This is a genomic window from Kribbella sp. WER1 (assembly GCF_054189145.1).
In genome coordinates, this window is the sequence record NZ_CM135186.1 from 1379178 (window position 1) to 1401467 (window position 22290).

A 22290-nucleotide genomic window follows, 5' to 3' on the forward strand; every position below is an offset into this window, starting at 1 on the left:
TCAGGAAGTGATGGCGGGGAGCTCTGCCACCCGCTGCCGGAGCAGGTCCGCGGTGACCTCGGCGAGCTTGATCGGGTCGATCGGGTGCGACACCGCGCCCTCGGCCCGCGACCAGGTCGCCAGCCAGGCGTCCTGCGGCCGGCCGGTGATGACCAGCACCGGCGGGCACTGGAAGATCTCGTCCTTCAGCTGCCGCGCGATCCCGAGGCCACCGGCCGGGACGGCCTCGCCGTCCAGGATGGCCAGGTCGATCTTGCCCTTGTCCATGGTCTTGATCACGGCCGGCTCGGTCGCGCACTCGACGTACTCGAGCTCGGGCAGATCGGCCGTCGGCCGCTTGCCGAGGGCCAGCCGGACGGACTCCCGCGTCGTACGGTCGTCGCTGTAGACCAGGACCCTCAGCGGACGCTCTGAACTCATCGATCCATCCCAAGCTTTGTTCTGAAGAAGACTGGACACCCGAATGCTACCGGGGCACCTGTCCGACCCTGCGAGCCTGTTCCTCCAACCGGTCCAGACGGCGGTCCTCGCGGCGCGCCTCGCGCTGCGACTCGCGCACCCACTGGACGAAAAGTACGGCGAAGAACACCAGCCCGACCAGGTCGCCGGAGCCCCACAGCAGCCCGCCCGCGAGGTACTGGTCGTGCAGCGGCGACGGCGGCCAGGACCGTTCGAAGCTCGTGTACCAGTCCTCGGCGATCAGCGTGTTCGCGCCCATGATCGTGATCCCGAGGAACGCGTGGAACGGCAACGTGAGGAACGTCATCATCAGCCGGAACGGGTAGATCACCCGCCCGGGCACCGGGTCCAGGCCGAGCAGCGGCCAGAAGAACAGCGATCCGACCAGGATGAAGTGCAGGTGCAGCAGATCGTGCAGCACGGTGGACCGCAGCGTCGCGTCGTACCAGCCGCTGAAGTACAGCGCCCATGGGCTCAGTACGAACAGCGTGAACCCGATCAGCGGGAAGCAGATCACCTTCGCGAACCGCGAGTGCAACACGGAGAGCAACCATTTCCGGGGCGGTTGCGGCAGCGTCCGGAGCGCCAGCGTGACCGGAGCGCCGAGTGCCAGCGCGAGCGGCGTCAGCATCGACAGGATCATGTGCTGGACCATGTGCACGCTGATCAGCACGGTGTCGTACGTCCCGAGCGCCGACTGGGTGGCGATCACGGCGCTGCCCAGGCCGACCCCGACGAACGCGAACGTCCGGCCGCGGGACCACTTGTCGCCGCGTTTGCGGAGCTGGTGGACGCCGTACAGGTAAAGCGCCCCGAGCACCACGATCACGCCGAGTAACACCGGTTCGAAGGTCCATGCCGTCAGCAACCGGACCGCGGTCAGCGGCTCGATCCGGTCGCCCGGAGAGGCGTGAAGGGGAAGCACGGATCCACAGTAGGAACAGCTGGTTCACGACATGCACGGGGGTGGTCGTAGCGCTGAACGCAAGGACCGACATAATGACCGCGTGGCCACTGCAACCGCGCTCCCAGCGTCTCGTGAACACGGTCATGCCGACCGTCCCAGCATGGTCAGTGTCGGCACGATCGTCTGGCTCTCGAGCGAACTGATGTTCTTCGCCGCCCTGTTCGCGGCGTACTTCACCATCCGGTCGGTGACGACCGCTGCCGCCGCTCCGGGAACGGAGACCCTCTGGCAGGTCATGACGCACCACCTGAACGTCCCGTTCGCGGCCGTGAACACGACGATCCTGGTGCTGTCGTCCTTCACCTGCCAGTTCGGCGTCTTCGCGGCCGAGCACGGCCGGGTCGGCCGGACCGGCTCGGTGCTGAACGTCCGCGCCTGGGGCATGCGTGAGTGGTTCATCCTCACGTACCTGATGGGCGCGGTCTTCATCGCCGGCCAGGTCACGGAGTACGCCGAGCTGGTGCACGAGGGCATCACGATCTCGGCGAACGCCTACGGCTCGGTGTTCTACCTGGCCACCGGGTTCCACGGTCTGCACGTGACCGGCGGCCTCATCGCTTTCGTGTTCGTCCTGGCCAGGACGTACATGGCTCGTAAGTTCACCCACGAACAGGCCGTCTCGGCGATCGTCGTGTCGTACTACTGGCACTTCGTCGACGTGGTCTGGATCGCCCTGTTCGCGACCATCTACCTGCTCAAATGAGTGAGAAGAGAAATCCCTTGTCACCGGCGCGCTTTCTCTCCGCGCGACGACGGCACCGGTCCGCCGGCCTCGTCGTGCTCCTGTTCGGCCTCCTGGCAGTCGGCTCGGCGTACGCCGCCTTCGCCCCTGACAACGCCGTGGCGGACAACTCGGCCCAGTCGCAGCAGATCGAGGAGGGCAAGAAGCTCTTCGCGGTCGGCTGCTCCAGCTGCCACGGCCTCAACGCCGAGGGCGGCACGAACGGCGGGGGCAAGTTCGCCGCGCCGTCGCTGATCGGCGTCGGAGCGGCCGCGGTCGACTTCCAGGTCGGCACCGGCCGGATGCCCGCCCAGCAGCCGGGTGCGCAGATCCCGCGCAAGACGCCGGCGTACTCGCAGGCCGAGATCGAGGCGCTGGCCGCGTACGTCGCGTCGCTGGCCCCCGGCCCCGCCGTACCGTCCGCGGACTCGTACGACGTGAGCAAGGCCACCGACGAGCAGGTCACCCGGGGCGGCGAGCTGTTCCGCACCAACTGCACCGCGTGCCACAACTTCGCCGGAAGCGGCGGTGCGCTGCCGAACGGCAAGTACGCGCCGTCGCTGATGGGCGTCAGTGAGAAGCACATCTACGAGGCGATGCTGACCGGCCCGCAGCAGATGCCGGTCTTCTCCGACCAGGTCATGCAGCCGCAGGACAAGCAGGACATCATCGCCTACCTGAAGGCGCTGCAGAGCCAGAAGGACCCGGGCGGCTTCGGCCTCGGCCGGCTCGGCCCGGTCTCCGAGGGCCTGTGGGGCTGGGTCGTCGGAATCGGCCTGCTGGTCGGCGTAGCGGTCTGGATCGGCGCCAAGGGCGCCAAGGCCAAGGGAGCGAAGGCCGAATGAGCGACGAGAAGAACCTCCCCGCGAAGGCGGAGGAAGAGCACGGCTCCGCGCTCGAGGTGGCGGAGCCGATCCCGGACCCGGGTCTGGAGCCGCACGAGCCGCGGATCACCGACATCGACCCGAAGGCCGCCGACCGCGTCGAGCGTCAGGTGTCGGCGATGTTCGGCATCGCGACACTGCTGGTGCTGGGCGCCTGCGTGGCGTACTTCGCGATCCCGCGGCACTCGATCCTGGTGTTCGGCCCGCTGTCCGGCAACGCGAACAACATGGTCATCGGCCTGTGCATCGGGCTCGCGCTGTTCCTGATCGGGGCGGGCGCGATCCAGTGGGCCAAGAAGCTGATGGTCGACGAGGAGATCGCCGAGGACCGGCACGCCGCGCACTCGTCGCCGGAGCAGATCGCCGAGATCACCGAGGCGTTCAAGCAGGGCGCCGCGGAGTCCGGCTTCGGCCGCCGCAAGATGATCCGGAACTCGCTGATCGGTGCCCTCGGCGCCCTCGGCCTGCCGGCCATCGTGCTGCTCCGCGACCTCGGCCCGCTGCCCGGCCGCGCGCTGTACAACACGATCTGGGCGAAGGGCATCCGGGTCGTCAACGACGTCACGAACCGCCCGATCATGCCGTCCGACATGGTCGTCGGCCAGCTGGTCAACGGCGCGCCGGCGAACCTGGCGCCGATGCAGGAGGAGGACCCGGTCGCGTACCAGAACGCCCGGGCCAAGGCCGCGGTGATCATGGTCCGGATCAAGCCCAGCGAGATCCGCACCAAGCCCGGCCGGGAGAACTGGGGTATCGACGGGATCCTCTGTTACTCGAAGATCTGCACCCACGTCGGCTGCCCGATCTCGCTGTACGAGCAGACCACGCACCACGTGCTGTGCCCCTGTCACCAGTCGACCTTCGACCTGTCCGACGGGGCCAAGGTCGTCTTCGGCCCTGCAGCCCGGCCGCTTCCTCAGCTACCGTTGGCAGTTGACAGTGAGGGCTACCTGGTAGCGCAGAGCGGCTTCACCGAGCCGGTCGGCCCGAGCTTCTTCGAACGAGGGTGACAACAGTGTCCACAAACACAGAGTTCCCCGGACCGGTCAAATGGTTCGACGATCGCCTCGGCATCGCGAAGATCGGGAAGAAGAACCTACGGAAGATCTTCCCGGACCACTGGTCCTTCATGCTGGGTGAGATCGCGCTCTACAGCTTCATCATCCTGATCCTCACCGGCACGTTCCTGACCTTCTGGTTCAAGCCCTCGATGGCCGAGGTCACGTACAACGGCTCGTACAGCCTGCTCAAGGGCGTACACATGTCGGAGGCGATGGCCTCCACGCTGAACCTCAGCTTCGACATCCGCGGCGGCCTGCTGATCCGGCAGATCCACCACTGGGCGGCCGTGCTGTTCATCGCCGCGATGATGGTGCACCTGCTCCGGATGTTCTTCACCGGCGCGTTCCGCAAGCCGCGCGAGCTGAACTGGCTGATCGGCTTCGGGATGCTGTTCCTCGGCATCATCGAGGGCTTCATCGGCTACGGCCTCCCCGACGACCTGCTGTCCGGTACCGGTCTGCGGATCACCAACGGCATGATCCAGGCGTCCCCCGTGGTCGGCACGTACATGAACTTCTTCATCTTCGGCGGCGAGTTCCCCGGCGGCGACTTCGTCTCCCGGTTCTTCATCGCCCACGTGCTGCTGATCCCGGGCATCATCCTGGCGCTGGTCACGGTCCACCTGTTCCTGGTCGTGTACCACAAACACACGCAGTACGCCGGTCCCGGCCGGACCCAGAAGAACGTGGTCGGCTACCCGCTGTTCCCGGTGTACACGGCCAAGGCCGGCGGCTTCTTCTTCGTGGTCTTCGGCATCACCGCGCTGATGGGTGCGCTGATGCAGATCAACCCGGTCTGGCTGTACGGGCCGTACGACCCGGCCGCGGTGACCGCGGGTTCGCAGCCTGACTGGTACATGGGCTGGCTGGAAGGCTCGGTGCGTATCTTCCCCGGATTCGAGTCGACCTTCTGGGGCATCACGCTGAGCTGGAACCTGATCATCCCGGCGCTGATCGTGCCACCCGCGTTCGTCACACTGGTCGCCCTCTATCCGTTCATCGAGGGGTGGATCACCGGGGACAAGCGCGAGCACCACCTGCTGGACCGGCCGCGGGACGTGCCGACCCGGACGGGTATCGGCGTCGCGTTCATCACCTTCTACGCGATGCTGTGGGTCGGTGGTGGTAACGACCTGCTCGCCACCCACTTCCACATCTCGCTGAACAGCGTGACCTGGTTCCTGCGGTTCGCGGTGATCCTGGGGCCGATCCTGGCCTTCTGGGTGACCCGCCGCTGGGCGATCTCGCTGCAGCGGGCGGATCAGGAGCGGCTGCTGCACGGTCTCGAGACCGGAGTCATCGTGCGTGACGCGGAGGGCAAGTACACCGAGAAGCACCAGCCGATCTCGACGTACGAGGCCTACTCGCTCACCGCGCGGGACCGCGTCGTCCCGCACGAGATCGGCCCGGAGACCGACGACAACGGCGTCCGCGCCCCGCGCCGCGCGCTGCACAAGGCCCGCGCCGCCCTGTCCCGGTTCTACTACGCCGACGCGGTCCAGAAGCCGACCGCTGAGGAGATCGAGGAGGCGCACGAGCACGCTCACGACGCCGACGAGATCCACGAACTGACGGAGGACACGGAGACCTACCGCGAGGTCACCAGCGATCACTCCTGACGCTCAAACAACGAACGGCCCCGGGCACTCGCCCGGGGCCGTTCGTCTTGTCTGGGGTCAGCTGATAGCTGCGGCCATGGCTGTGAGCCAGTGTTTGGTGGACGCCTGCTCTGTAGAGCTCAGTTGGGCGGTGGCGGCTGTCATTCGGTTGAGGAGGGGGCCGAAGAACTGCCAGCCGAGTTCTACCGCGCTGTCGGAGACCTGTAGGTGGGTGCTGCGGCCGTCTGAGCGGCTTCTGACGCGTTCTACGTGCCCTGCGGACTCCAGGCGGTGGATGACGGCTGTAGTCGCCTGAGAGGTCATTCCCAGCTGTTTGGCGAGCCAGCTGGGCGTTGCGCCCACTCCGGCGCGTTCGGCGTCCAGGAGGCGCACCAACGCCCGTACGTCGGTCGCGTGCAATCCCGTCGTACGGGCGAAGTCCGCGATCGCCAGCTCCAGCTTGAGCGCGACGTCCCGCAACCGGTGCACCAACTCCAGCGCAGCGGCCTGCTCGGGGTCCGCCGGCATCACTCCCTCACGCATACCCCGCAATTTACCTCACTCAGTGAGCTATTCTCGGCAGCATGAGCTTCCAGGACGCGTACGACGCACTCCTCGCCCGGTGGAACGTCCCGGTCGAGCAGCTCGAGCTGACCGACGAGTTCGGTACGACGCACATCAACGCGTGCGGTCCCGCGGACGGCCCGCCCGTCGTACTGCTGCCGGGCCACGGCGCCACGTCACCGGTGTGGTTCACCGTGGCACCGGAGCTCGCGAAGGACCACCGGGTGTACGCCGTCGACCTGATCGTCGACGCCGGCCGCAGCGCCAACACCGGACGGAAGCCCCGGACGCCCGGCGACCTGCACAGCTGGCTGACGAACGTGCTCGACGGCCTCGGGATCGGACGAACGGCGCTGTGCGGGCACTCGTACGGCTCCTGGATCGCACTCACGTACGCGATCGCCCAGCCGTACCGGGTCGACCGACTCGCACTGATCGACCCGACCGACTGCTACATCGGCCTGCGGGTCCCCTACGTCCTCCGAGCGCTACCGGCTCTCCTACGCCCCTCACCGGCCCGCAGCGCCTCGTTCCTCCGCTGGGAGACCCAGGGGCTCCCGCTGGACCCTCAAGTCCTGGATCTGGCAGGCCTCGCCGCCGAGCAGCCGTCAACCCCGTTCGTCCGCACCAAACGCCCCACGGACGACCAGCTAGGCACGGTCGCTCCCCTGGTGTTCGTCGCCACCCGCAGCAAGAGCCACAACGCCACCCGCCTGACCCAGCGCATCACCACCCTCAGCCCCGGCGCCATCGTCGTCCCCCTCGACGCCGCGACCCACCACTCGCTCCCATCCCTCCACGCGGACGCCCTCGTGCCCGAACTACAGAAGTACTTCAACTGATCACGCACAGTGACACGCCGCAGTGGGGGCGGTCCAGACCTGAACGGCTGACCATGGGCTCATGGCGAGGTGCACAGGGATCAAACAAAACAGGCGGCGCTGCAGGAATCCGGTCGAGGAAGAGGGCATGCGCTGCTGGCGGCACCGCGCGGCGACCACACGCGGTGTCACCACTCGCAGGCGGAGGAAGTCCGCCAGTACCCGATCGGTCGGTCGACCACGTCCCACGGGCGGGCGGCGGCGCAGTTCGAAGGCTGGCGGCCGACGCTGACGTACACCACGCAAGGCGAGCCGATCGCGAGACCGCTCTTACGGCAGTCTGTCGACTGCGCAGAAACGGCGCGTCGACAGCGCAGCCGAACTCTGTGCAGACGTCGTCACGGACGGCTGGCGAGAGACGGTCGCTGCGCGTGCCGGTGAATATGCCACGTCGGAGACATTCACGAAGCTCGTGCGATCGAGACGCCGACGTCACTGCCATGCGCTCGCCGAGATTGCCAAGTCGATCCTCGCAGCCAAGGATGCAGCCCATGCGCTCGTAGGACGGCTCGGCGGAGGCCTCCTCTCCCTTCTCGGCTTCGGAGGCCTGCCGAGGCGGTTCGCCCGAGAACTGATCGAGCGCATACCGCTGCCCTTCGATACGAAAGCCGTGGCCGCGGCTCGCGGCGTCCAGGTGACCGGAGTTCTGCTGTGCGTTCTCAACGGTGACGATCTCGAACGCTGCCAATGCTTCATCGATCTGGCGCTCGAACAAGCGAAGACTGCCATCAAGAAGATCCTGACGACCGCGCTGGACGACTGGACCCAGCTGGGAGCATTCGCCGCTAGAGACCAAAGCGGCAGCAATTAGAAGCCCCCTTCCCGCCGTGGGCAGGAAGGGGGCTTTGCTCCAGAGGGGTCAGGAGAGGGCGGAGCCGGACTTGTAGGCGGCCCAGGTGGTGTTCCAGTCGGTCCAGCCGTTGCCGGGCTCCATGGTGCGGCTGGTGCCGGTGACGGTGACCGGGTCGCCGGTCAGGGTCTGGTCGAAGAACCACTTGGCGTCCGCGAGGCTCATGCCGACGCAGCCGTGGCTGACGTTGGCACTGCCCTGGCTGCCGGCCGACCACGGGGCGCCGTGGATGAACTCGCCGGAGCTGGTGACGCGCTGCGCCCACTTCACGTCCGGGATGTTGTAGTAGTTCGGGTCTCCGGGCTTGATGCCGACGGTCGCCGCGTCCATCCGCTTGGTGGTGAACTTCTCCATGATCACCTTCACGCCGCTGCGGGTGGTGAACCCGTCCTTGCCGGCGGTGATCGGGATGGTCCGGGCCAGCTTGCCGTTGATCGTGACGGTCATCACATGCTTCTTCACGTCGACATGGCTGACCACCGACTTGCCGATCGTGAACTTGATCGTCCGGCTGCTCGTACCCCAGGTGTTGTTGCCGGCGTTCACGCCCTGGGTATCGACGTTCACCGTCACCTTCGTGCCGGCCGGCCAGTAGTTCTTCGGCCGGTAGTTGACCTGCTTGCTGTTCACCCAGTGCCAGCTGCCATCGAGCGGGACCGAGGTCTTGACCGAGAGCCGCTTCTCGACCGCGGCACGGTCCTTGACCGGGTTGTTCCAGTAGATCTGGACCGGGAACGCGACGCCGACCGTCGAGGTGTTCAGCGGCGAGATCGAGGCCTTCAGGCTCCTCGACGCCTTCAGCGTCTTGAACGTCGAGCTGACCGGCACGGTACCGCCGTCGGTGCCCTCCGCGGAGCCACTCACCGTGTACGACGCGCCCGGCTTGAGCAGGTCGGTCGACGTCCACTGGGTCTTGTCGGCGTTGAAGCTGCCCGCGACCGTGTCGCCGTCGTCGTCCTTCACCGTGACGGCGGTCAGCTTGCCGCCGGTGCTGGTGACCGTGACCGGCTTGTCCGGCTGCACCGACGTGGCGCCCTTGGCCGGCACGAAGGCGATACTCGCGGCCGCGGTGGTCTCCGACGGCGTCGTCGAGTCATCAGGCGTGCTCGAAGCCCCGGGCGTATTGCTCTGCGACGTGGAGGCGCCCGGCGTCGACTGCGCGCCGTTGCCGTTGGCCTTCGTGTCGCTGCACGCCGTACCGACCAGCAGCAGGACGCAGAGTCCCACCACCGCAAGGCCGTGCTTCCTCACCGAACCGCTCACCATTCCCCAGCTCTCCCCTGTTTAGTCAAACCGCGGTAAGGGTAACCTGCCGCGGCGACATTTCCGTGCATCGCGCGCGTCCGTACCGGTACGGACCACAACCCTCCGTACCCACAACACACGTAAGACGCACGAAAACGCCGCCCGGTTCGTTCCCGGACGGCGTTTTCGTACGACTCTCAACTAGTGAGCGTGGTCACCGCGGTAGTACTCGAAGATGAACCCGCTCAGCGTGATGATGCCGATCCCGACGCCGGCGATGAACAGCCACCAGCCGAAGACGATGCCGAGCACGACCACCGACAGCGTCAGCGCGCACCACAGCGGCCACCACGAGTGCGGCGGGAAGAAGCCGAGCTCGCCGGCTCCGTCGACGACCTCCGCCTCCTTGCGGTCCTCCGGACGGGCGTCCATCCGGCGGGCGGTGACGCTCAGGTAGAAGGCCACCAGCAGCGACAGGAAGAACGTCATCACCAGCGCCGTGGTGCCGGTGGGGTCCTCCGACATCAGCCAGTAGATCGGCGTGACGACGACCAGGAACACACTCAGGATCCCGAAGACCCAGGCTTCGACCTTCACGCCTTGTCCTTCCCGTCGGTCTCCGGACCGGACTCGTCGAGCTGCTCGGTCAGGTGGTCGACCCGGCCCTGGTCCTCGCCGGCATCCAGCAGGTTGTCCTTACCGGCACCGTTCGCCGGGTACTCCGCGAGCGCGACCTCGGCGTGGTGCAGGTCGAACGCCGGCGACTCGGACCGGATCCGCGGCAGCGTCACGAAGTTGTGCCGCGGCGGCGGCGAGCTGGTCGCCCACTCGAGCGAACGGCCCCAGCCCCACGGGTCGTCGACGCCGACCGGCTGCTTCTTGCGCGACTTGTAGATGTTGTAGAAGAACGGCAGCATCGACGCGCCCAGGATGAAGGCGCCGACGCTGGAGACCTCGTTCAGCGTGGTGAAGCCTTCGTTCGGGCTGTAGTCGGCGTACCGCCGCGGCATGCCCTCGACGCCCAGCCAGTGCTGCACCAGGAACGTCGTGTGGAAGCCGATGAACAGCAGCCAGAAGTGCAGCTTGCCGAGCTTCTCGTCGAGCATCCGCCCGGTGAACTTCGGCCACCAGAAGTAGAACCCGGCGAACATCGCGAACACCACGGTGCCGAAGACGACGTAGTGGAAGTGCGCGACCACGAAGTACGAGTCGGACAGCTGGTAGTCCAGTGCCGGCGAGGCCAGGATGACGCCGGTCAAACCGCCGAAGAGGAAGGTCGTCAGGAAGCCGACCGACCAGAGCATCGGGGTGTCGAACGACACCGAGCCGCCCCAGATGGTGCCGATCCAGTTGAAGAACTTCACCCCGGTCGGGACCGCGATCAGGAACGTCATGAACGAGAAGAACGGCAGGTTCACCGCGCCGGTGACGAACATGTGGTGCGCCCACACCGCCACCGACAGCACCGCGATACCGAGCGTCGCGCTGACCAGGCCGATGTAGCCGAAGACCGGCTTGCGGCTGAAGACCGGCAGGATCTCGGTGACGATGCCGAAGAACGGCAGCGCGATGATGTACACCTCGGGATGCCCGAAGAACCAGAACAGGTGTTGCCAGAGTATTGGCCCGCCGTTGGCTGCGTCGAAGACATGGGCCCCGAGTGATCGATCCGCCTCCAGCACCAGCAGCGCCGCCGCCAGGATCGGGAACGCGATCAGCACCAGGATCGAGGTGACCAGGATGTTCCAGGTGAAGATCGGCATCCGGAACATCGTCATGCCCGGTGCGCGCATGGTGATGATCGTGGTGATGAAGTTCACCGCGCCGAGGATGGTACCGAGGCCGGCCATCCACAGGCCCATGATCCACAGGTCGCCACCGACGCCGGGCGAACGCACCGCGTTCGACAGCGGCGCATAGGCGAACCAGCCGAAGTCCGCCGCGCCGCCCGGGGTGAAGAACCCGCTGATCGTGATCAGGCCGCCGAACAGGAACAGCCAGTAGCTGAACATGTTCAGCCGCGGGAACGCGACGTCGGGGGCGCCGATCTGCAGCGGCATGATCTCGTTCGCGAAGCCGACGAACAGCGGCGTCGCGAAGAGCAGCAGCATGATCGTGCCGTGCATCGTGAAGAGCTGGTTGTAGACCTCTTCGTTCACGATCTGCAGGCCGGGCTTGGCCAGCTCGGCGCGGATCAGCAGCGCCATCACGCCGCCGATCAGGAAGAACACGAACGACGTGACCAGGTACATGTGCCCGATCAGCTTGTGGTCGGTCGTGGTCAGGTACTTGACCAGCATCTGGCCCTTGCTGCGCCGCCGGGGCAGCGCGGTGGTGCTACCGATGGCGCCGGTGCGCTCGGCGAACTCGGTCACTTCTCGCCCTCCCCTGTACCGGGAATGGTGGTGGCGTCGGCGCCACCGGTGGCGGCTCCGGTCTGGCCCTTGGCGGCCAGGTCCTTCAGGTGCTGGTCGTACTCCGCGCGGGTGACCACCTTGACGCTGAACACCATGCGGCTGTGGTAGAGCCCGCAGAGCTCGGCGCACTTACCGGCGAAGGTGCCGGTCTTGGTCGGGGTCAGCTCGAACTTGTTGGTCCGGCCCGGGATCACGTCGAGCTTGAAGTAGAACGACGGCACCCAGAACGAGTGGATGACGTCCGGCGAGGTCAGGTCGAAGTGGACCGACTCGTTCACCGGCAGCCACAGCGTCGCGGGCTTGTCGAGCGTGCCGGTCTCCCAGACGCCCTGCTGCCCGTCGACGGTGTCCTTGTAGTTGAAGGTCCACTGCCACTGCTGGCCCACCACGTTCACGGTGTGCTGCGGGTTGGCGTCCATCTTCGTCACCGTGTTGCCGTGCTCGACGGTGTAGAAGAAGAGCACACCGATGATCGCGAACGGCGCCAGGGTGTACAGGACTTCGAGCGGCAGGTTGTACCGCACCTGCCGGGGAGCGTCTTCGTTGCGCTTGCGGTACCGCACGCTGACCCAGAGGATCAGGCCCCAGACCATCACGCCGACGATCAGAGCTGCGGTCCAGGCACCGATCCAGAGGCTGCGGATCGCCTCGGTCCGGTCCGATGCGCCCTCGGGCAGACCGAGTCGCTTCCACTGCTCAGTGGTCGCCGACGAACAACCGGTCAGCAGCGTGGTGCCGAGCACCACTGCCGCACCGACCAGCAGGCGTCGCTTCGCCGGACGTGTGGCGCCGGCAGAACCTGCCGGTCGCTCCTCCACTCCGGGCGTGCCGTTCGAACCCACGGGGCGCCTTTCCCTTCCCAAGTGAGACTGACGACCAAACACTACTGGACACCATTCGCGGTCCTGCGCATAGGTAGGGCTTAGCGTTTCCCGTGTGATCGAGCGTACGTATCTGGACGCCGCGTCGGCCGAGCCGCTGCACCCCGCCGCGCGCGAAATGTTGCTGTCGGCAGTCGATTCCGGATGGGCCGATCCGGTGCGCCTGCACCACGAAGGCCGGACCGCGAGACTGCTGCTGGACAACGCCCGCGCGGTGCTCGCGGACGCGGTCGGCGTCCGGCCTGACGAGCTGTACCTGACCACCTCCGGTACGGCAGCGGTCCGGGACGGGCTGACCGCTGTACGGGCCGCCCGGCGCCGGGTGGGTCCGTCGGTCGTGCACAGCGCCGTCGAGCACTCCGCCGTACTGCACACGGCCGGGGAGGACGCGGTCGAGGTCGGCGTGGACCAACTGGGCCGGGTGGACCTGGACGCGCTCTCGGCGGCGGTAAGGCGACCCGGTGTGGCCGTGGCGGCGCTGCAGTCCGCGAACCACGAGGTGGGGACACGTCAACCCGTCGCGGAGGCGGCTGCCGCGTGTGGCGACGTACCGCTGTTTGTTGACGCGTCCGCTTCGATCGGGCACGACGCCGTACCGGACGGGTGGTCGATGCTGGCGGCAAGTGCTCACAAGTGGGGCGGCCCGGCCGGCGTTGGGTTGCTGGCGGTACGGAAGGGTACGCGGATCGCGCCGGCGTGGCCGATGGACGAGCGGGAGGACGGCCTGTCCCCCGGCTTCCCGAACGTCCCGAACGCGTTGGCCGCGGCTGCAGCGTTGCAGGCGAGGCTGGCGGAGGCCGTGGAGCTCGACAAGCAGCACCGGGCCTGGGTGGACGAAGTACGGCACCGTGTGGCCGCCGACGTACCTGACGTGGAGGTAGTAGGTGATCCGGAGGACCGGTTGCCGCACATACTCACGTTCTCGTGTCTCTATGTGGACGGTGAGGCCCTGGTGACCGCCCTGGACGCGGAAGGCTTCGCTGTCTCCAGTGGCTCCGCCTGTACGTCCAGCACGCTGCGGCCGTCGCACGTACTCGCGGCCATGGGCGTGCTGACCCACGGCAACGTCCGGCTCTCCCTGGCGCGCGACACGACACATGAGGACGTATTGCGGTTCTGTTCCGTACTGCCGGGCATCGTGCAGCGCTTACGGGCTGAGGTGGGGATGTGAACGTCGACCTGGACTGCCGGGGCCTGCTCTGCCCACTCCCCGTGATCAAGTTGGCGAAGACCCTGCCGACCGTTGGGGTCGGCGACACCGTCACTGTTCTGGCCGACGACCCAGCCGCGGCCACGGACATCCCGGCCTGGTGCCGGATGCGCTCACAGGAGCTGGTGTCGGCTGCCGAAAACCAGTACGTCGTCCGGCGGGTCAGCTGACACACTGCGCGGCGTGACCGACTTTGCGTACAAGCCGACGCTCACCGGGGACCGGGTGATCCTGCGTCCGATGGACGAGAGCGACTACGAGGCGCTGGCCGCCGCCATGGACGACCCCGAGGTGACCCGCTTCACCGGGAGCCACGCTGTGATCAGCGAGGAACGTGCCCGTGAGTGGATGCGGACCCGCAAGGACCAGACGGACCGCCTGGACCTCACGATCGTCGACAAGGCGTCCGGTGTGGCCGTCGGCGAGGCCGTGCTGAACATGTGGGACCCCGACAACCAGAGCTGCACTTTCCGTATTCTGATCGGCCCAGCCGGCCAGAACCGAGGCCTCGGCACCGAAGCGACTCGGCTGATCGTCGGCTACGGCATCGAGGAGCTGGGCCTGCACCGGATCAGCCTGGGCGTCTACACGTTCAACCCGCGCGCCCAGCGTGCCTACGAGAAGGCCGGCTTCAAGAAGGAGGGCGTACTGCGGGACGCGCTGCTCTGGGACGGCGAATGGGTCGACGAGATCGTGATGTCCGTGCTGGCGACCGAATGGGCTACAACGCCCGAGCCAGCGCCGAGTACGTCGGCTTGAGCTTGCGGACCGTTGCCGCGGCAGCAGTCGCCGAGCCAGCCGTGAGCTCGAACTGAAGGCTGCCGACGAGGCGGGCCTGCGTGTCCAGGATCGCGCTCGCCTCCGGCAGGCCGATCCGGTCCAGCGCCGCCCCGGCGTCGAGCAGCCGGCGGGTACCAACCCGGATCGCGAAGTGCGTCATCAGGCCGTGGATGCCGGGGTCCATACCCTCCTCGAGCATTTCGGCGAAACGCTCGAGTGCTGCGTCGTTGCCGACCGTTCCGGGCGCGACGTCAGCGTCTGGGCGCAGCGAGACCCAGGACTTGGCTGCTGGGACAGATGCGCGCAGGGCCTCCTCGACACCGACCTCCCGGACCTGCTGGAAGCCTGAGCGCATCCCGTAGTTGTGGCGCCGATAGCTGATCGTGTCCGCACGCCAGGCGGCCAGGAACGCGTCCACCGGCAGCATTGCGTACGGAAAGCCCTGCGGGTCGTGGAACAGCACGTCGTCGTCAACAGCCAGCACAACCAGGAAGTGATCCGCCTCGATCGGGTCACCGGCGCCAGGGTGATGCAGGAGCAGTCCCATTTCGACAGGACCGACCAGAACGGGCCCTTCACTCACCGCAGTACGCAGCTGGTCCAGGGCCTCGTCGGCTGACGCTGCACCGGTGCTGGTGCAGGTCCAGCCCAGGAGGTCGATGGCCGCGTCCAGCCCGAGGTCAGGGTCCCAGCCGTACGGGTCGAAGAGCGGTACGCGTCCCGAGATCAGCTGGACGCCGAACGGCGAGCCCGTGAGTACCTCGATGACCGCTGGGGCCGGTGCGTGGTCGCCCAGCGCCATGGCCAGGCTGTTGCTGTAGCAGTACGGTCCAGAACCGATGTAGGTGTGCATGTGTTTGACGATCAGGTCTGCCCTTGTGTCAAGGTCAAGTGTGATCAACGCCGACCGCATCGCCGTATTGACCGGAGCCGGGATCTCGACAGCCTCCGGCATCCCCGACTTCCGCGGGCCCGAGGGCGTGTGGACGAAGAACCCGGCCGCCGAGGCGATGTTCGACATCGACGAGTACGTCGCCAGCCGCGAGGTACGGGTGGCCACCTGGAAGCACAGGCTCGCCGTACCGGCCTGGAAGGTCGAGCCGAACCCGGGCCACCTCGCCCTGGTCGAACTGGAGCGCCAGGGCCGGTTGACCGGGCTGATCACCCAGAACGTCGACGGGCTGCACCAGAAGGCCGGCTCGTCCCCAGAGCTCGTCCACGAACTCCACGGGACCGTCTGGTACGTCGACTGCCTCCAGTGCGACCGGCGGCTCCCAATGGCCGACGTACTCCCCCGGCTGGAGTTCGGGGAGGAAGACCCGGCCTGTGAGGTGTGCGGCGGCATCCTGAAGTCGGCCACGGTCTCTTTCGGCCAGTCACTCGACAGGGCTGTGCTGGACCGAGCCGTCGCGGCTGCCGAAGCAGCAGACGTCTTCTTGGCGATCGGCACGTCTCTGCAGGTCTACCCGGCCGCCGGACTCTGTGACCTCGCTCTGAACTCCGGCAAGCCCTTGATGATCCTCAACGCGCAGCCCACGCCGTACGACGACCAAGCGACCACCGTGCTGCGTACGCCGATCGAGACGACACTCCCGGACCTCGTGACCTTACCGTGACGTTCGAGCCCTCCTCACGGTAAAAGCCGACCGCTACCGTCCCCGGCATCAGACGGCGGGGAGGGGTGCTTGATGCGCGGGTTCAGGCGTTGGACGGCAGGTTTCACCGCGGCCGCGGTGGTAGTACTCGGGCTGGGTACGGCGACACCGGCCCCGGCAGCAGGGCGGGCGATCACGCTCGCCGGGTCGTTGCAGAGCGAGCTGGGCTGTGCGGGTGACTGGGACCCGGGCTGCGACGCGACCAGCCTCGGTACCGGGGCGCCGTACACGAAGGTGTTCGACGTACCGGCGGGGTCGTACGAGTTCAAGGTCGCGGTCAACAAGAGCTGGGACGAGAACTACGGCGCCGGCGGCGTCCTGAACGGCCAGAACATCCCGCTGCGGATCGAAGGCCCGGCCAAGCTGCAGTTCAGCTACGACGACACCAGCCACGTCGTAACGGTCAAGCCGGTCGCCCTGGCTGGTTCCACGGTCACGGCGGCCGACAAGGCGCTCGCGACGCCCAGTCTGAGGCAGGGGCTCACCAAGGAACGCTTCTACTTCCTGATGGCGGACCGGTTCGCGAACGGCGACCCGTCGAACGACACAGGGGGACTCACCGGCGACCGGCTGCAGACAGGGCTCGACCCGACCGACAAGGGCTTCTACCACGGCGGCGACCTGGCCGGTGTGATCCAGAAGCTCGACTACATCAAGTCCTTGGGGACCACGGCGATCTGGCTGACGCCGTCGTTCAAGAACCGCCCCGTGCAGGGCTCGGGCGCCGACGTCAGCGCCGGGTACCACGGGTACTGGATCACCGACTTCACCCGGATCGACCCGCACCTCGGCACCAACGCGGACATGAAGCGGCTGATCGACCTCGCGCACCGCAAGGGCATGAAGGTCTTCTTCGACATCATCACCAACCACACCGCGGACGTGATCGACTACCAGTCCGGCAACCACGGGTACATCCCGAAGTCGGCGGCGCCGTACAAGGATGCCCAGGGCAACGTCTTCGACGACAAGCAGTACGCGGCCGGCGACACGTTCCCGGCGCTGGACCCGAACACGTCGTTCCCGAACGTACCGATCTTCCACAGCAAGGCCGACGAGACCGTGAAGGTGCCGGCCTGGCTGAACGACCCGACGCTGTACCACAACCGCGGTGACTCGACGTTCGCCGGCGAGAGCGCGGAGTACGGCGACTTCTCCGGGCTGGACGACCTGTTCACCGAGCAGCCGAAGGTCCGGGACGGGATGATCGACGTCTACAGGACGTGGGCCGAATTCGGGATCGACGGGTTCCGGATCGACACCGTCAAGCACGTCAACATCGAGTTCTGGCAGAAGTTCTCGCCGGCGATCCTGGCCGCGGCGCGTGGTGCCGGCGCGAAGAACTTCTTCATGTTCGGCGAGGTGTACGACGCGAACCCGCAGTTCATGTCGACGTACACGACCAAGGGCGACCTGCAGGCGACCCTGGACTTCGGGTTCCAGCAGAACGCGGTGGCGTACGCGAAGGGCGACCCTAGTACGAAGCTGCAGGACTTCTACGCGTCCGACGACTACTACACCGATACGGACTCCAACGCGTACGAGCTGCCGACGTTCCTCGGCAACCACGACATGGGACGGGTTGGCACGTTCTTGAAGCAGGGTGGTGCGTCAGGGCAGGAGCTGCTCGCACGGGACGAGTTGGCGCACTCCTTGATGTACCTGACGCGTGGGCAGCCGGTTGTGTACTACGGCGACGAGCAGGGCTTCACGGGTCCTGGTGGCGACAAGGACGCGCGGCAGGACATGTTTGCGACCAAGACCGCCGACTACGCGGACGACGAGGTCGTGGACGGCACAGGTACGACGACGATCGGCAGCAAGGACCGGTACGACGTCAACGCGCCCATGTACAAGCACATCGCCGCGCTGGCGCAGCTCCGGGCGAAGTACCCGGCGCTGTCGGACGGGCGGCAGGTGAACAGGTACTCGTCGAACAGCAACGGGCTGTACGCGTTCAGCCGGCTCGGCAGCGACAACGTCGAGTACCTGGTCGTCGCGAACAACTCCAAGACGGCGGCGTCCGCGACCGTACCGACGTACGGGCCGAACACGTGGCTCAGGCCGGTCTATGGCGGCCCGAAGTCGGTAAAGACCGACCGTGAGGGTCGCGTTGTCGTCAGCCAGGCGCCCCTGTCCGTGACGGTGTACCAGGCGCAGAACAAGGTCCCGCCGCGCGCTAAGGCGCCCAACGTCTACATGAGCTCGCCTGAGCTCGGTGCGACCGTCGGCGGGCGTGCAGAGGTCGCTGCTGCGGTCCCCGAGAACACACCGGCGACCGTGACGTTCGGCTACCGGCCTGTGGGTACGACGGAGTGGAAGCGGCTCGGGTCCGACGACAACGCGCCGTACCGCGTCTTCCAGGACGTCAGCGGGCTCGCCAAGGGGACGTTGCTCGAGTACCGCGCCGTGCTGCGGGACACCTCGGGCAACTACTCGGTGTCCGGCTCGTACGGCGTCGTCGGCGACGCGGCTGCGCCGGGAGGTGGCGGCGGCTCGACCGGGCCTGTCGTACAGCCGAACAACGTGTCCGTGCCGGGTGACCACAACAGCGAGATGGGCTGTGCCGCGGACTGGTCGCCGGACTGCGACCAGGCGCAGCTGAAGCTCGACCCGAAGGACAACGTGTGGAAGGGCACATATACCATCCCTGCCGGGGAGCACGCGTACAAGGCAGCCGTCAACAAGAGCTGGGACGAGAACTACGGGGCCGGTGGTATCGCGAACGGCGCCAACATCTCCTACACGGCGCCCAGCGAGCCCGTGACGTTCTACTACGAGCACGGGCGGCACTACGTCACGTCCAGCGCGGAAGGCCCGATCATCACGGTGCCTGGCTCGTTCCAGACCGCGTTGGGCTGCCCGACCGACTGGGATCCGTCCTGCATGCGACCCTGGTTGACCGACGAGGACGGTGACGGGACCTACACCTGGTCCACCAGCGAGCTGAAGGCGGGCAACTATGAGGCGAAGGTCGCGCACAACCTGTCCTGGGACGAGAGCTACCCGGCACAGAACGTACCGGTGGTTGTGCCGGGCGACGGGCTGGTCACGACGTTCTCGTACGTGCTCGCGACCCACCAGCTCACGGTGACCACGTCCAAGCCAGGCGCGCAGCCGGACCTCGGCCAGGCCAAGGCGTACTGGCTCGACCACAACACGCTCGCCGTACCGGCTGTTGATCACCCGGAGCGCTACCGCTGGCGGCTGCACTGGTCGGACAGCGGTTCGCTCAAGATCGACGCCGACGACATCGGTGGCTCGTCAGCAGCGCTCCGGTACGACCCTGCGCAGGTCAAACCTGGCTATACGACGCTGCGACTCGACCACGCCGACGTACGCAGGATCCTGACTGGGCAGCTCGGCCTGGCGCAGTACGACGACACAGGCCGCCTGCTGGACGCCACCGGCGTACAGATCCCCGGTGTGCTCGACGATGTGTACAGCAGTGCGGTCAACCGCTCCTACGGCGTCACCTGGCAGGGTGGCAAACCCACCTTCACCGTCTGGGCTCCTACAGCGCAGAACGTGCGCCTACTGGTCGGCAACTCGACTGTGCCGATGAACCGCAACTCAGATGGTTCCTGGGCCGTCAGTGGGCCTCGCTCGTGGAAGGACGCTTCGTACCGCTTCGAGGTCACGGTCTATGCGCCTAGCACTGGAAAGGTAGAGAAGAACGTCGTCACGGACCCGTACTCGGTGGCGCTCACCACAGACTCGTCCTACTCGGTGGCCGCCGACTTGAACGACCAGGCAGGCAAGCCGGCGCTCTGGACGAGCACACCGTCACCCAAGCTCGCCCGTGGCATCGACTCCACGATCTACGAGCTGCACGTGCGCGACTTCTCCATCAACGACAACACCGTGCCGGCAGCACACCGCGGTACCTACTTGGCGTTTGCTGACAACGGCAACGGCACCAAGCACCTGCGCTCGCTGGCCGCAGCCGGCCTGAACACGGTGCACCTGCTGCCAACCTTCGACATCGCATCTATCCCCGAGACCAACCAACAGACCCCTGCGTGCGACCTGAAGTCCCTGCCGGCCGACTCCGACCAGCAACAGGCCTGTGTGACCGCCCTCGCCGCTAAGGACGGCTTCAACTGGGGCTACGACCCGTTCCACTGGCTGGCACCGGAGGGCTCATACGCAACGCAGAAGGACGGGCTGCCGCGGGTGGCGGAGTTCCGCACGATGGTAGGAGCACTCCACCAGTCCGGCCTGCGCGTCGTACTGGACCAGGTCTACAACCACACACCCGCCGCCGGGCAGGCCCCGACGTCGGTGCTCGACCGGATCGTGCCCGGGTACTACCAGCGCCTGGACGCGACCGGCAAGGTCGAGAACTCGACGTGCTGCAGCAACATCGCCACCGAGCACGCGATGGCCGAGAAGATCATGGTCGACGGCACGGTGAGCTGGGCGCGCAACTACCACGTGGACGGCTTCCGGTACGACCTGATGGGCCACCACACCAAGGCGAACATGCTCAAGATCCGCGCCGCCCTGGACAAGCTGACGCTCGCGAAGGACGGCGTCGACGGCCGGTCGATCTACCTGTACGGCGAGGGCTGGAACTTCGGCGAGGTCGCGAACGACGCGCTGTTCGTCCAGGCCCGGCAGGGCAACCTCGGCGGCACCGGGATCGGCACGTTCTCGGACCGGCTGCGGGACGCGGTCCGCGGCGGCGGCCCGTTCGACGACGACCCGCGGGTCCAGGGCTTCGGCTCCGGCGCGGCCAGCGACCCGAACGGCGCGGCGGTCAACGGTACGCCGGCCGACCGCGCGAAGCGGCTCGCGCACGACACGGACCTGGTCCAGCTCGGGCTCGCCGGCAACCTCCGGTCGTTCACGTTCCGGTCGGTGGCGTCCGGCGCCGAGGTCCGCGGCGACCAGGTCGACTACAACGGCACCCCCGCCGGGTACGCCGACCAGCCGGACGAGGTGGTGACGTACGTCGATGCCCACGACAACGAAACGCTGTGGGACACGCTGACATACAAGCTGCCGGCCGATCTGCCAATGGCGGACCGGATCCGGATGAACACGTTGTCGCTGGCAACGACCGCGCTGGCGCAGACGCCGTCGTTCTGGCACGCCGGCGCCGACCTGTTGCGGAGCAAGTCGCTGGACCGCAACTCGTACGACTCCGGCGACTGGTTCAACACGCTGGACTGGACCGGCGCGGACAACGGGTTCGGGCACGGGCTGCCGCCGAAGGCCGACAACGAGGCGAAGTGGCCGTTCATGAAGCCGCTGCTCGCCGACCCGGCGCTGAAGCCGTCGGCCGCCGACGTGGCGACGGCGTCCGCGGCCGCGGCCGATCTGCTGAAGTTGCGGTTCTCCTCGCCGCTGTTCCGGCTCGGGTCCGCCGCGCTGATCGACCAGAAGCTGAGCTTCCCGATCAGCGGTACGACGCCCGGCGTGATCACGATGCGCATCGACGACACGGTCGGCCCGGATGCCGACCCGGCGCTGAAGGGCGTCGTGGTCGTGTTCAACTCCACCAAGGCCGCTGTCACGCAGCAGGTCCCGGGGTTGGCCGGGGCCAGCCTCAGCCTCTCCCCCGTCCAGGCGAACGGGTCCGATCCGGTCGTCAAGCAGACCACGTGGACGTCCGGTACGGGTACGGCGACGGTCCCGCCGCGGACTGTCGCCGTACTGGTCCAGCGCTAGAGAGCTGCGAAGCGAGCCGCTGCGACGAAGGCCGCCAATGCCAGGAGGATGGTGTTGGCGGCCGTGGACCGCGGCTCGCGCAGTGACGAGTGGGAGGTCGCGGCGCCGACCATCACGATGCACAGCCCGACGGCGGCGAGTGGGGTGAGGACGCGGGCCTTGTCGGTCAGCCAGGGCGCGAGCAGACCGGCGACGGCCAGCAGCTCGCAGACGGCGACCGCACGGACGAGCGGCATCGGGAACGGGGCGATCCCGGTCTGACCGGTGGCGATCAGGCGTGCGCGGGACATGGTGGCCTTCAGGAGGCCGGAGATCGTGAAGACCACGGCCAGCGCTCCGCTGAAGATCCAGACGATTGTGTTCATGCAGATTGCAGACGATCCTACGATCGTGTCTGTGACAGAGTTGAACACTGTCACAGGAAAGACGAGTCGATCGTCT

Annotated in this window: 20 protein-coding genes; 11 read left to right on the forward strand and 9 right to left on the reverse strand. The window is 67.1% G+C overall.

What is annotated here, in order from left to right:
- The gene (locus ACXJJ3_RS06760) at positions 1-420 is read right to left on the reverse strand and encodes an Rv3143 family two-component system response regulator (RefSeq protein ID WP_458169084.1); all 420 of its coding nucleotides are present in this window, start codon (positions 418-420) and stop codon (positions 1-3) included.
- Positions 421-466: 46 nt separating this feature from the next.
- A complete protein-coding gene (locus tag ACXJJ3_RS06765) occupies positions 467-1384 on the reverse strand; it encodes a cytochrome c oxidase assembly protein (protein ID WP_458169085.1) in 918 nt (305 codons plus the stop codon).
- A 142-nt stretch (positions 1385-1526) separates the two neighbouring features.
- Here ACXJJ3_RS06765 and ctaE point away from each other — a divergent pair, with 142 nt between their 5' ends.
- Genes ctaE through qcrB form a run of 4 tightly spaced genes read left to right on the forward strand, consistent with a single transcriptional unit; the run spans position 1527 to position 5711 of the window.
- Positions 1527-2129, forward strand: a complete 603-nt coding sequence (gene ctaE / locus ACXJJ3_RS06770; protein ID WP_458169086.1) for an aa3-type cytochrome oxidase subunit III — start codon at positions 1527-1529, stop codon at positions 2127-2129.
- A complete protein-coding gene (gene qcrC / locus ACXJJ3_RS06775) occupies positions 2126-2992 on the forward strand; it encodes a cytochrome bc1 complex diheme cytochrome c subunit (protein ID WP_458169087.1) in 867 nt (288 codons plus the stop codon). The genes ctaE and qcrC overlap by 4 nt, the downstream gene beginning before the upstream one ends.
- Positions 2989-4041 (forward strand): cytochrome bc1 complex Rieske iron-sulfur subunit, encoded by a 1053-nt coding sequence (gene qcrA, locus ACXJJ3_RS06780; protein WP_458169088.1) that lies wholly within the window; start codon positions 2989-2991, stop codon positions 4039-4041. Before qcrC ends, qcrA begins: the two co-directional genes overlap by 4 nt.
- A complete protein-coding gene (gene qcrB, locus ACXJJ3_RS06785) occupies positions 4038-5711 on the forward strand; it encodes a cytochrome bc1 complex cytochrome b subunit (protein WP_458169089.1) in 1674 nt (557 codons plus the stop codon). The genes qcrA and qcrB overlap by 4 nt, the downstream gene beginning before the upstream one ends.
- 57 nt (positions 5712-5768) lie before the next feature.
- Here the strand turns inward: qcrB and ACXJJ3_RS06790 are convergent, their stop codons facing one another.
- A complete protein-coding gene (locus ACXJJ3_RS06790) occupies positions 5769-6233 on the reverse strand; it encodes a MarR family winged helix-turn-helix transcriptional regulator (protein ID WP_458169090.1) in 465 nt (154 codons plus the stop codon).
- Between the two features lie 41 nt (positions 6234-6274).
- Between ACXJJ3_RS06790 and ACXJJ3_RS06795 the strand changes: the two genes are divergently transcribed.
- Together ACXJJ3_RS06795 and ACXJJ3_RS06800 are read left to right on the forward strand one after the other, a co-directional pair.
- Positions 6275-7096, forward strand: a complete 822-nt coding sequence (locus ACXJJ3_RS06795; RefSeq protein WP_458169091.1) for an alpha/beta fold hydrolase — start codon at positions 6275-6277, stop codon at positions 7094-7096.
- 451 nt (positions 7097-7547) lie between these two features.
- Complete coding sequence (locus ACXJJ3_RS06800) at positions 7548-7946, forward strand: hypothetical protein (RefSeq protein ID WP_458169092.1); 399 nt, start codon at positions 7548-7550, stop codon at positions 7944-7946.
- A 48-nt stretch (positions 7947-7994) separates the two neighbouring features.
- On the opposite strand, the gene ACXJJ3_RS06805 is transcribed toward ACXJJ3_RS06800, so the two are convergent.
- The 4 genes from ACXJJ3_RS06805 to ctaC all read right to left on the reverse strand — a co-directional run bounded on the left by ACXJJ3_RS06805 (position 7995) and on the right by ctaC (position 12489).
- Positions 7995-9236, reverse strand: coding sequence for an Ig-like domain-containing protein (locus ACXJJ3_RS06805; protein WP_458169093.1), 1242 nt, complete (start codon positions 9234-9236; stop codon positions 7995-7997).
- 195 nt (positions 9237-9431) lie between these two features.
- Positions 9432-9827, reverse strand: a complete 396-nt coding sequence (locus ACXJJ3_RS06810; RefSeq protein ID WP_458169094.1) for a cytochrome c oxidase subunit 4 — start codon at positions 9825-9827, stop codon at positions 9432-9434.
- Positions 9824-11530 (reverse strand): aa3-type cytochrome oxidase subunit I, encoded by a 1707-nt coding sequence (gene ctaD, locus ACXJJ3_RS06815; RefSeq protein ID WP_458171865.1) that lies wholly within the window; start codon positions 11528-11530, stop codon positions 9824-9826. Before ctaD ends, ACXJJ3_RS06810 begins: the two co-directional genes overlap by 4 nt.
- 71 nt (positions 11531-11601) lie before the next feature.
- Complete coding sequence (ctaC, locus tag ACXJJ3_RS06820) at positions 11602-12489, reverse strand: aa3-type cytochrome oxidase subunit II (protein WP_458169095.1); 888 nt, start codon at positions 12487-12489, stop codon at positions 11602-11604.
- A 94-nt stretch (positions 12490-12583) separates the two neighbouring features.
- Between ctaC and ACXJJ3_RS06825 the strand changes: the two genes are divergently transcribed.
- Genes ACXJJ3_RS06825 through ACXJJ3_RS06835 form a run of 3 tightly spaced genes read left to right on the forward strand, consistent with a single transcriptional unit; the run spans position 12584 to position 14497 of the window.
- Positions 12584-13699, forward strand: a complete 1116-nt coding sequence (locus ACXJJ3_RS06825) for a cysteine desulfurase family protein (protein WP_458169096.1) — start codon at positions 12584-12586, stop codon at positions 13697-13699.
- Positions 13696-13908: a sulfurtransferase TusA family protein gene (locus ACXJJ3_RS06830; RefSeq protein WP_458169097.1), complete on the forward strand. Its 213-nt coding sequence runs from the start codon at positions 13696-13698 to the stop codon at positions 13906-13908. The genes ACXJJ3_RS06825 and ACXJJ3_RS06830 overlap by 4 nt, the downstream gene beginning before the upstream one ends.
- A 13-nt stretch (positions 13909-13921) precedes the next feature.
- Positions 13922-14497, forward strand: a complete 576-nt coding sequence (locus tag ACXJJ3_RS06835) for a GNAT family N-acetyltransferase (RefSeq protein ID WP_458169098.1) — start codon at positions 13922-13924, stop codon at positions 14495-14497.
- Here ACXJJ3_RS06835 and ACXJJ3_RS06840 read toward each other — a convergent pair.
- Positions 14460-15371, reverse strand: coding sequence for a hypothetical protein (locus ACXJJ3_RS06840; protein ID WP_458169099.1), 912 nt, complete (start codon positions 15369-15371; stop codon positions 14460-14462). The two genes, ACXJJ3_RS06835 and ACXJJ3_RS06840, sit on opposite strands and share 38 nt — an antisense overlap.
- Before the next feature lie 40 nt (positions 15372-15411).
- Here ACXJJ3_RS06840 and ACXJJ3_RS06845 point away from each other — a divergent pair, with 40 nt between their 5' ends.
- Positions 15412-16134 (forward strand): SIR2 family NAD-dependent protein deacylase, encoded by a 723-nt coding sequence (locus ACXJJ3_RS06845; protein ID WP_458169100.1) that lies wholly within the window; start codon positions 15412-15414, stop codon positions 16132-16134.
- A gap of 72 nt (positions 16135-16206) precedes the next feature.
- Positions 16207-21849, forward strand: coding sequence for a pullulanase-type alpha-1,6-glucosidase (gene pulA / locus ACXJJ3_RS06850; protein WP_458169102.1), 5643 nt, complete (start codon positions 16207-16209; stop codon positions 21847-21849).
- Here the strand turns inward: pulA and ACXJJ3_RS06855 are convergent.
- The gene (locus tag ACXJJ3_RS06855) at positions 21846-22214 is read right to left on the reverse strand and encodes a DoxX family protein (RefSeq protein WP_458169103.1); all 369 of its coding nucleotides are present in this window, start codon (positions 22212-22214) and stop codon (positions 21846-21848) included. The two genes, pulA and ACXJJ3_RS06855, sit on opposite strands and share 4 nt — an antisense overlap.
- Positions 22215-22290 lie beyond the last annotated feature (76 nt).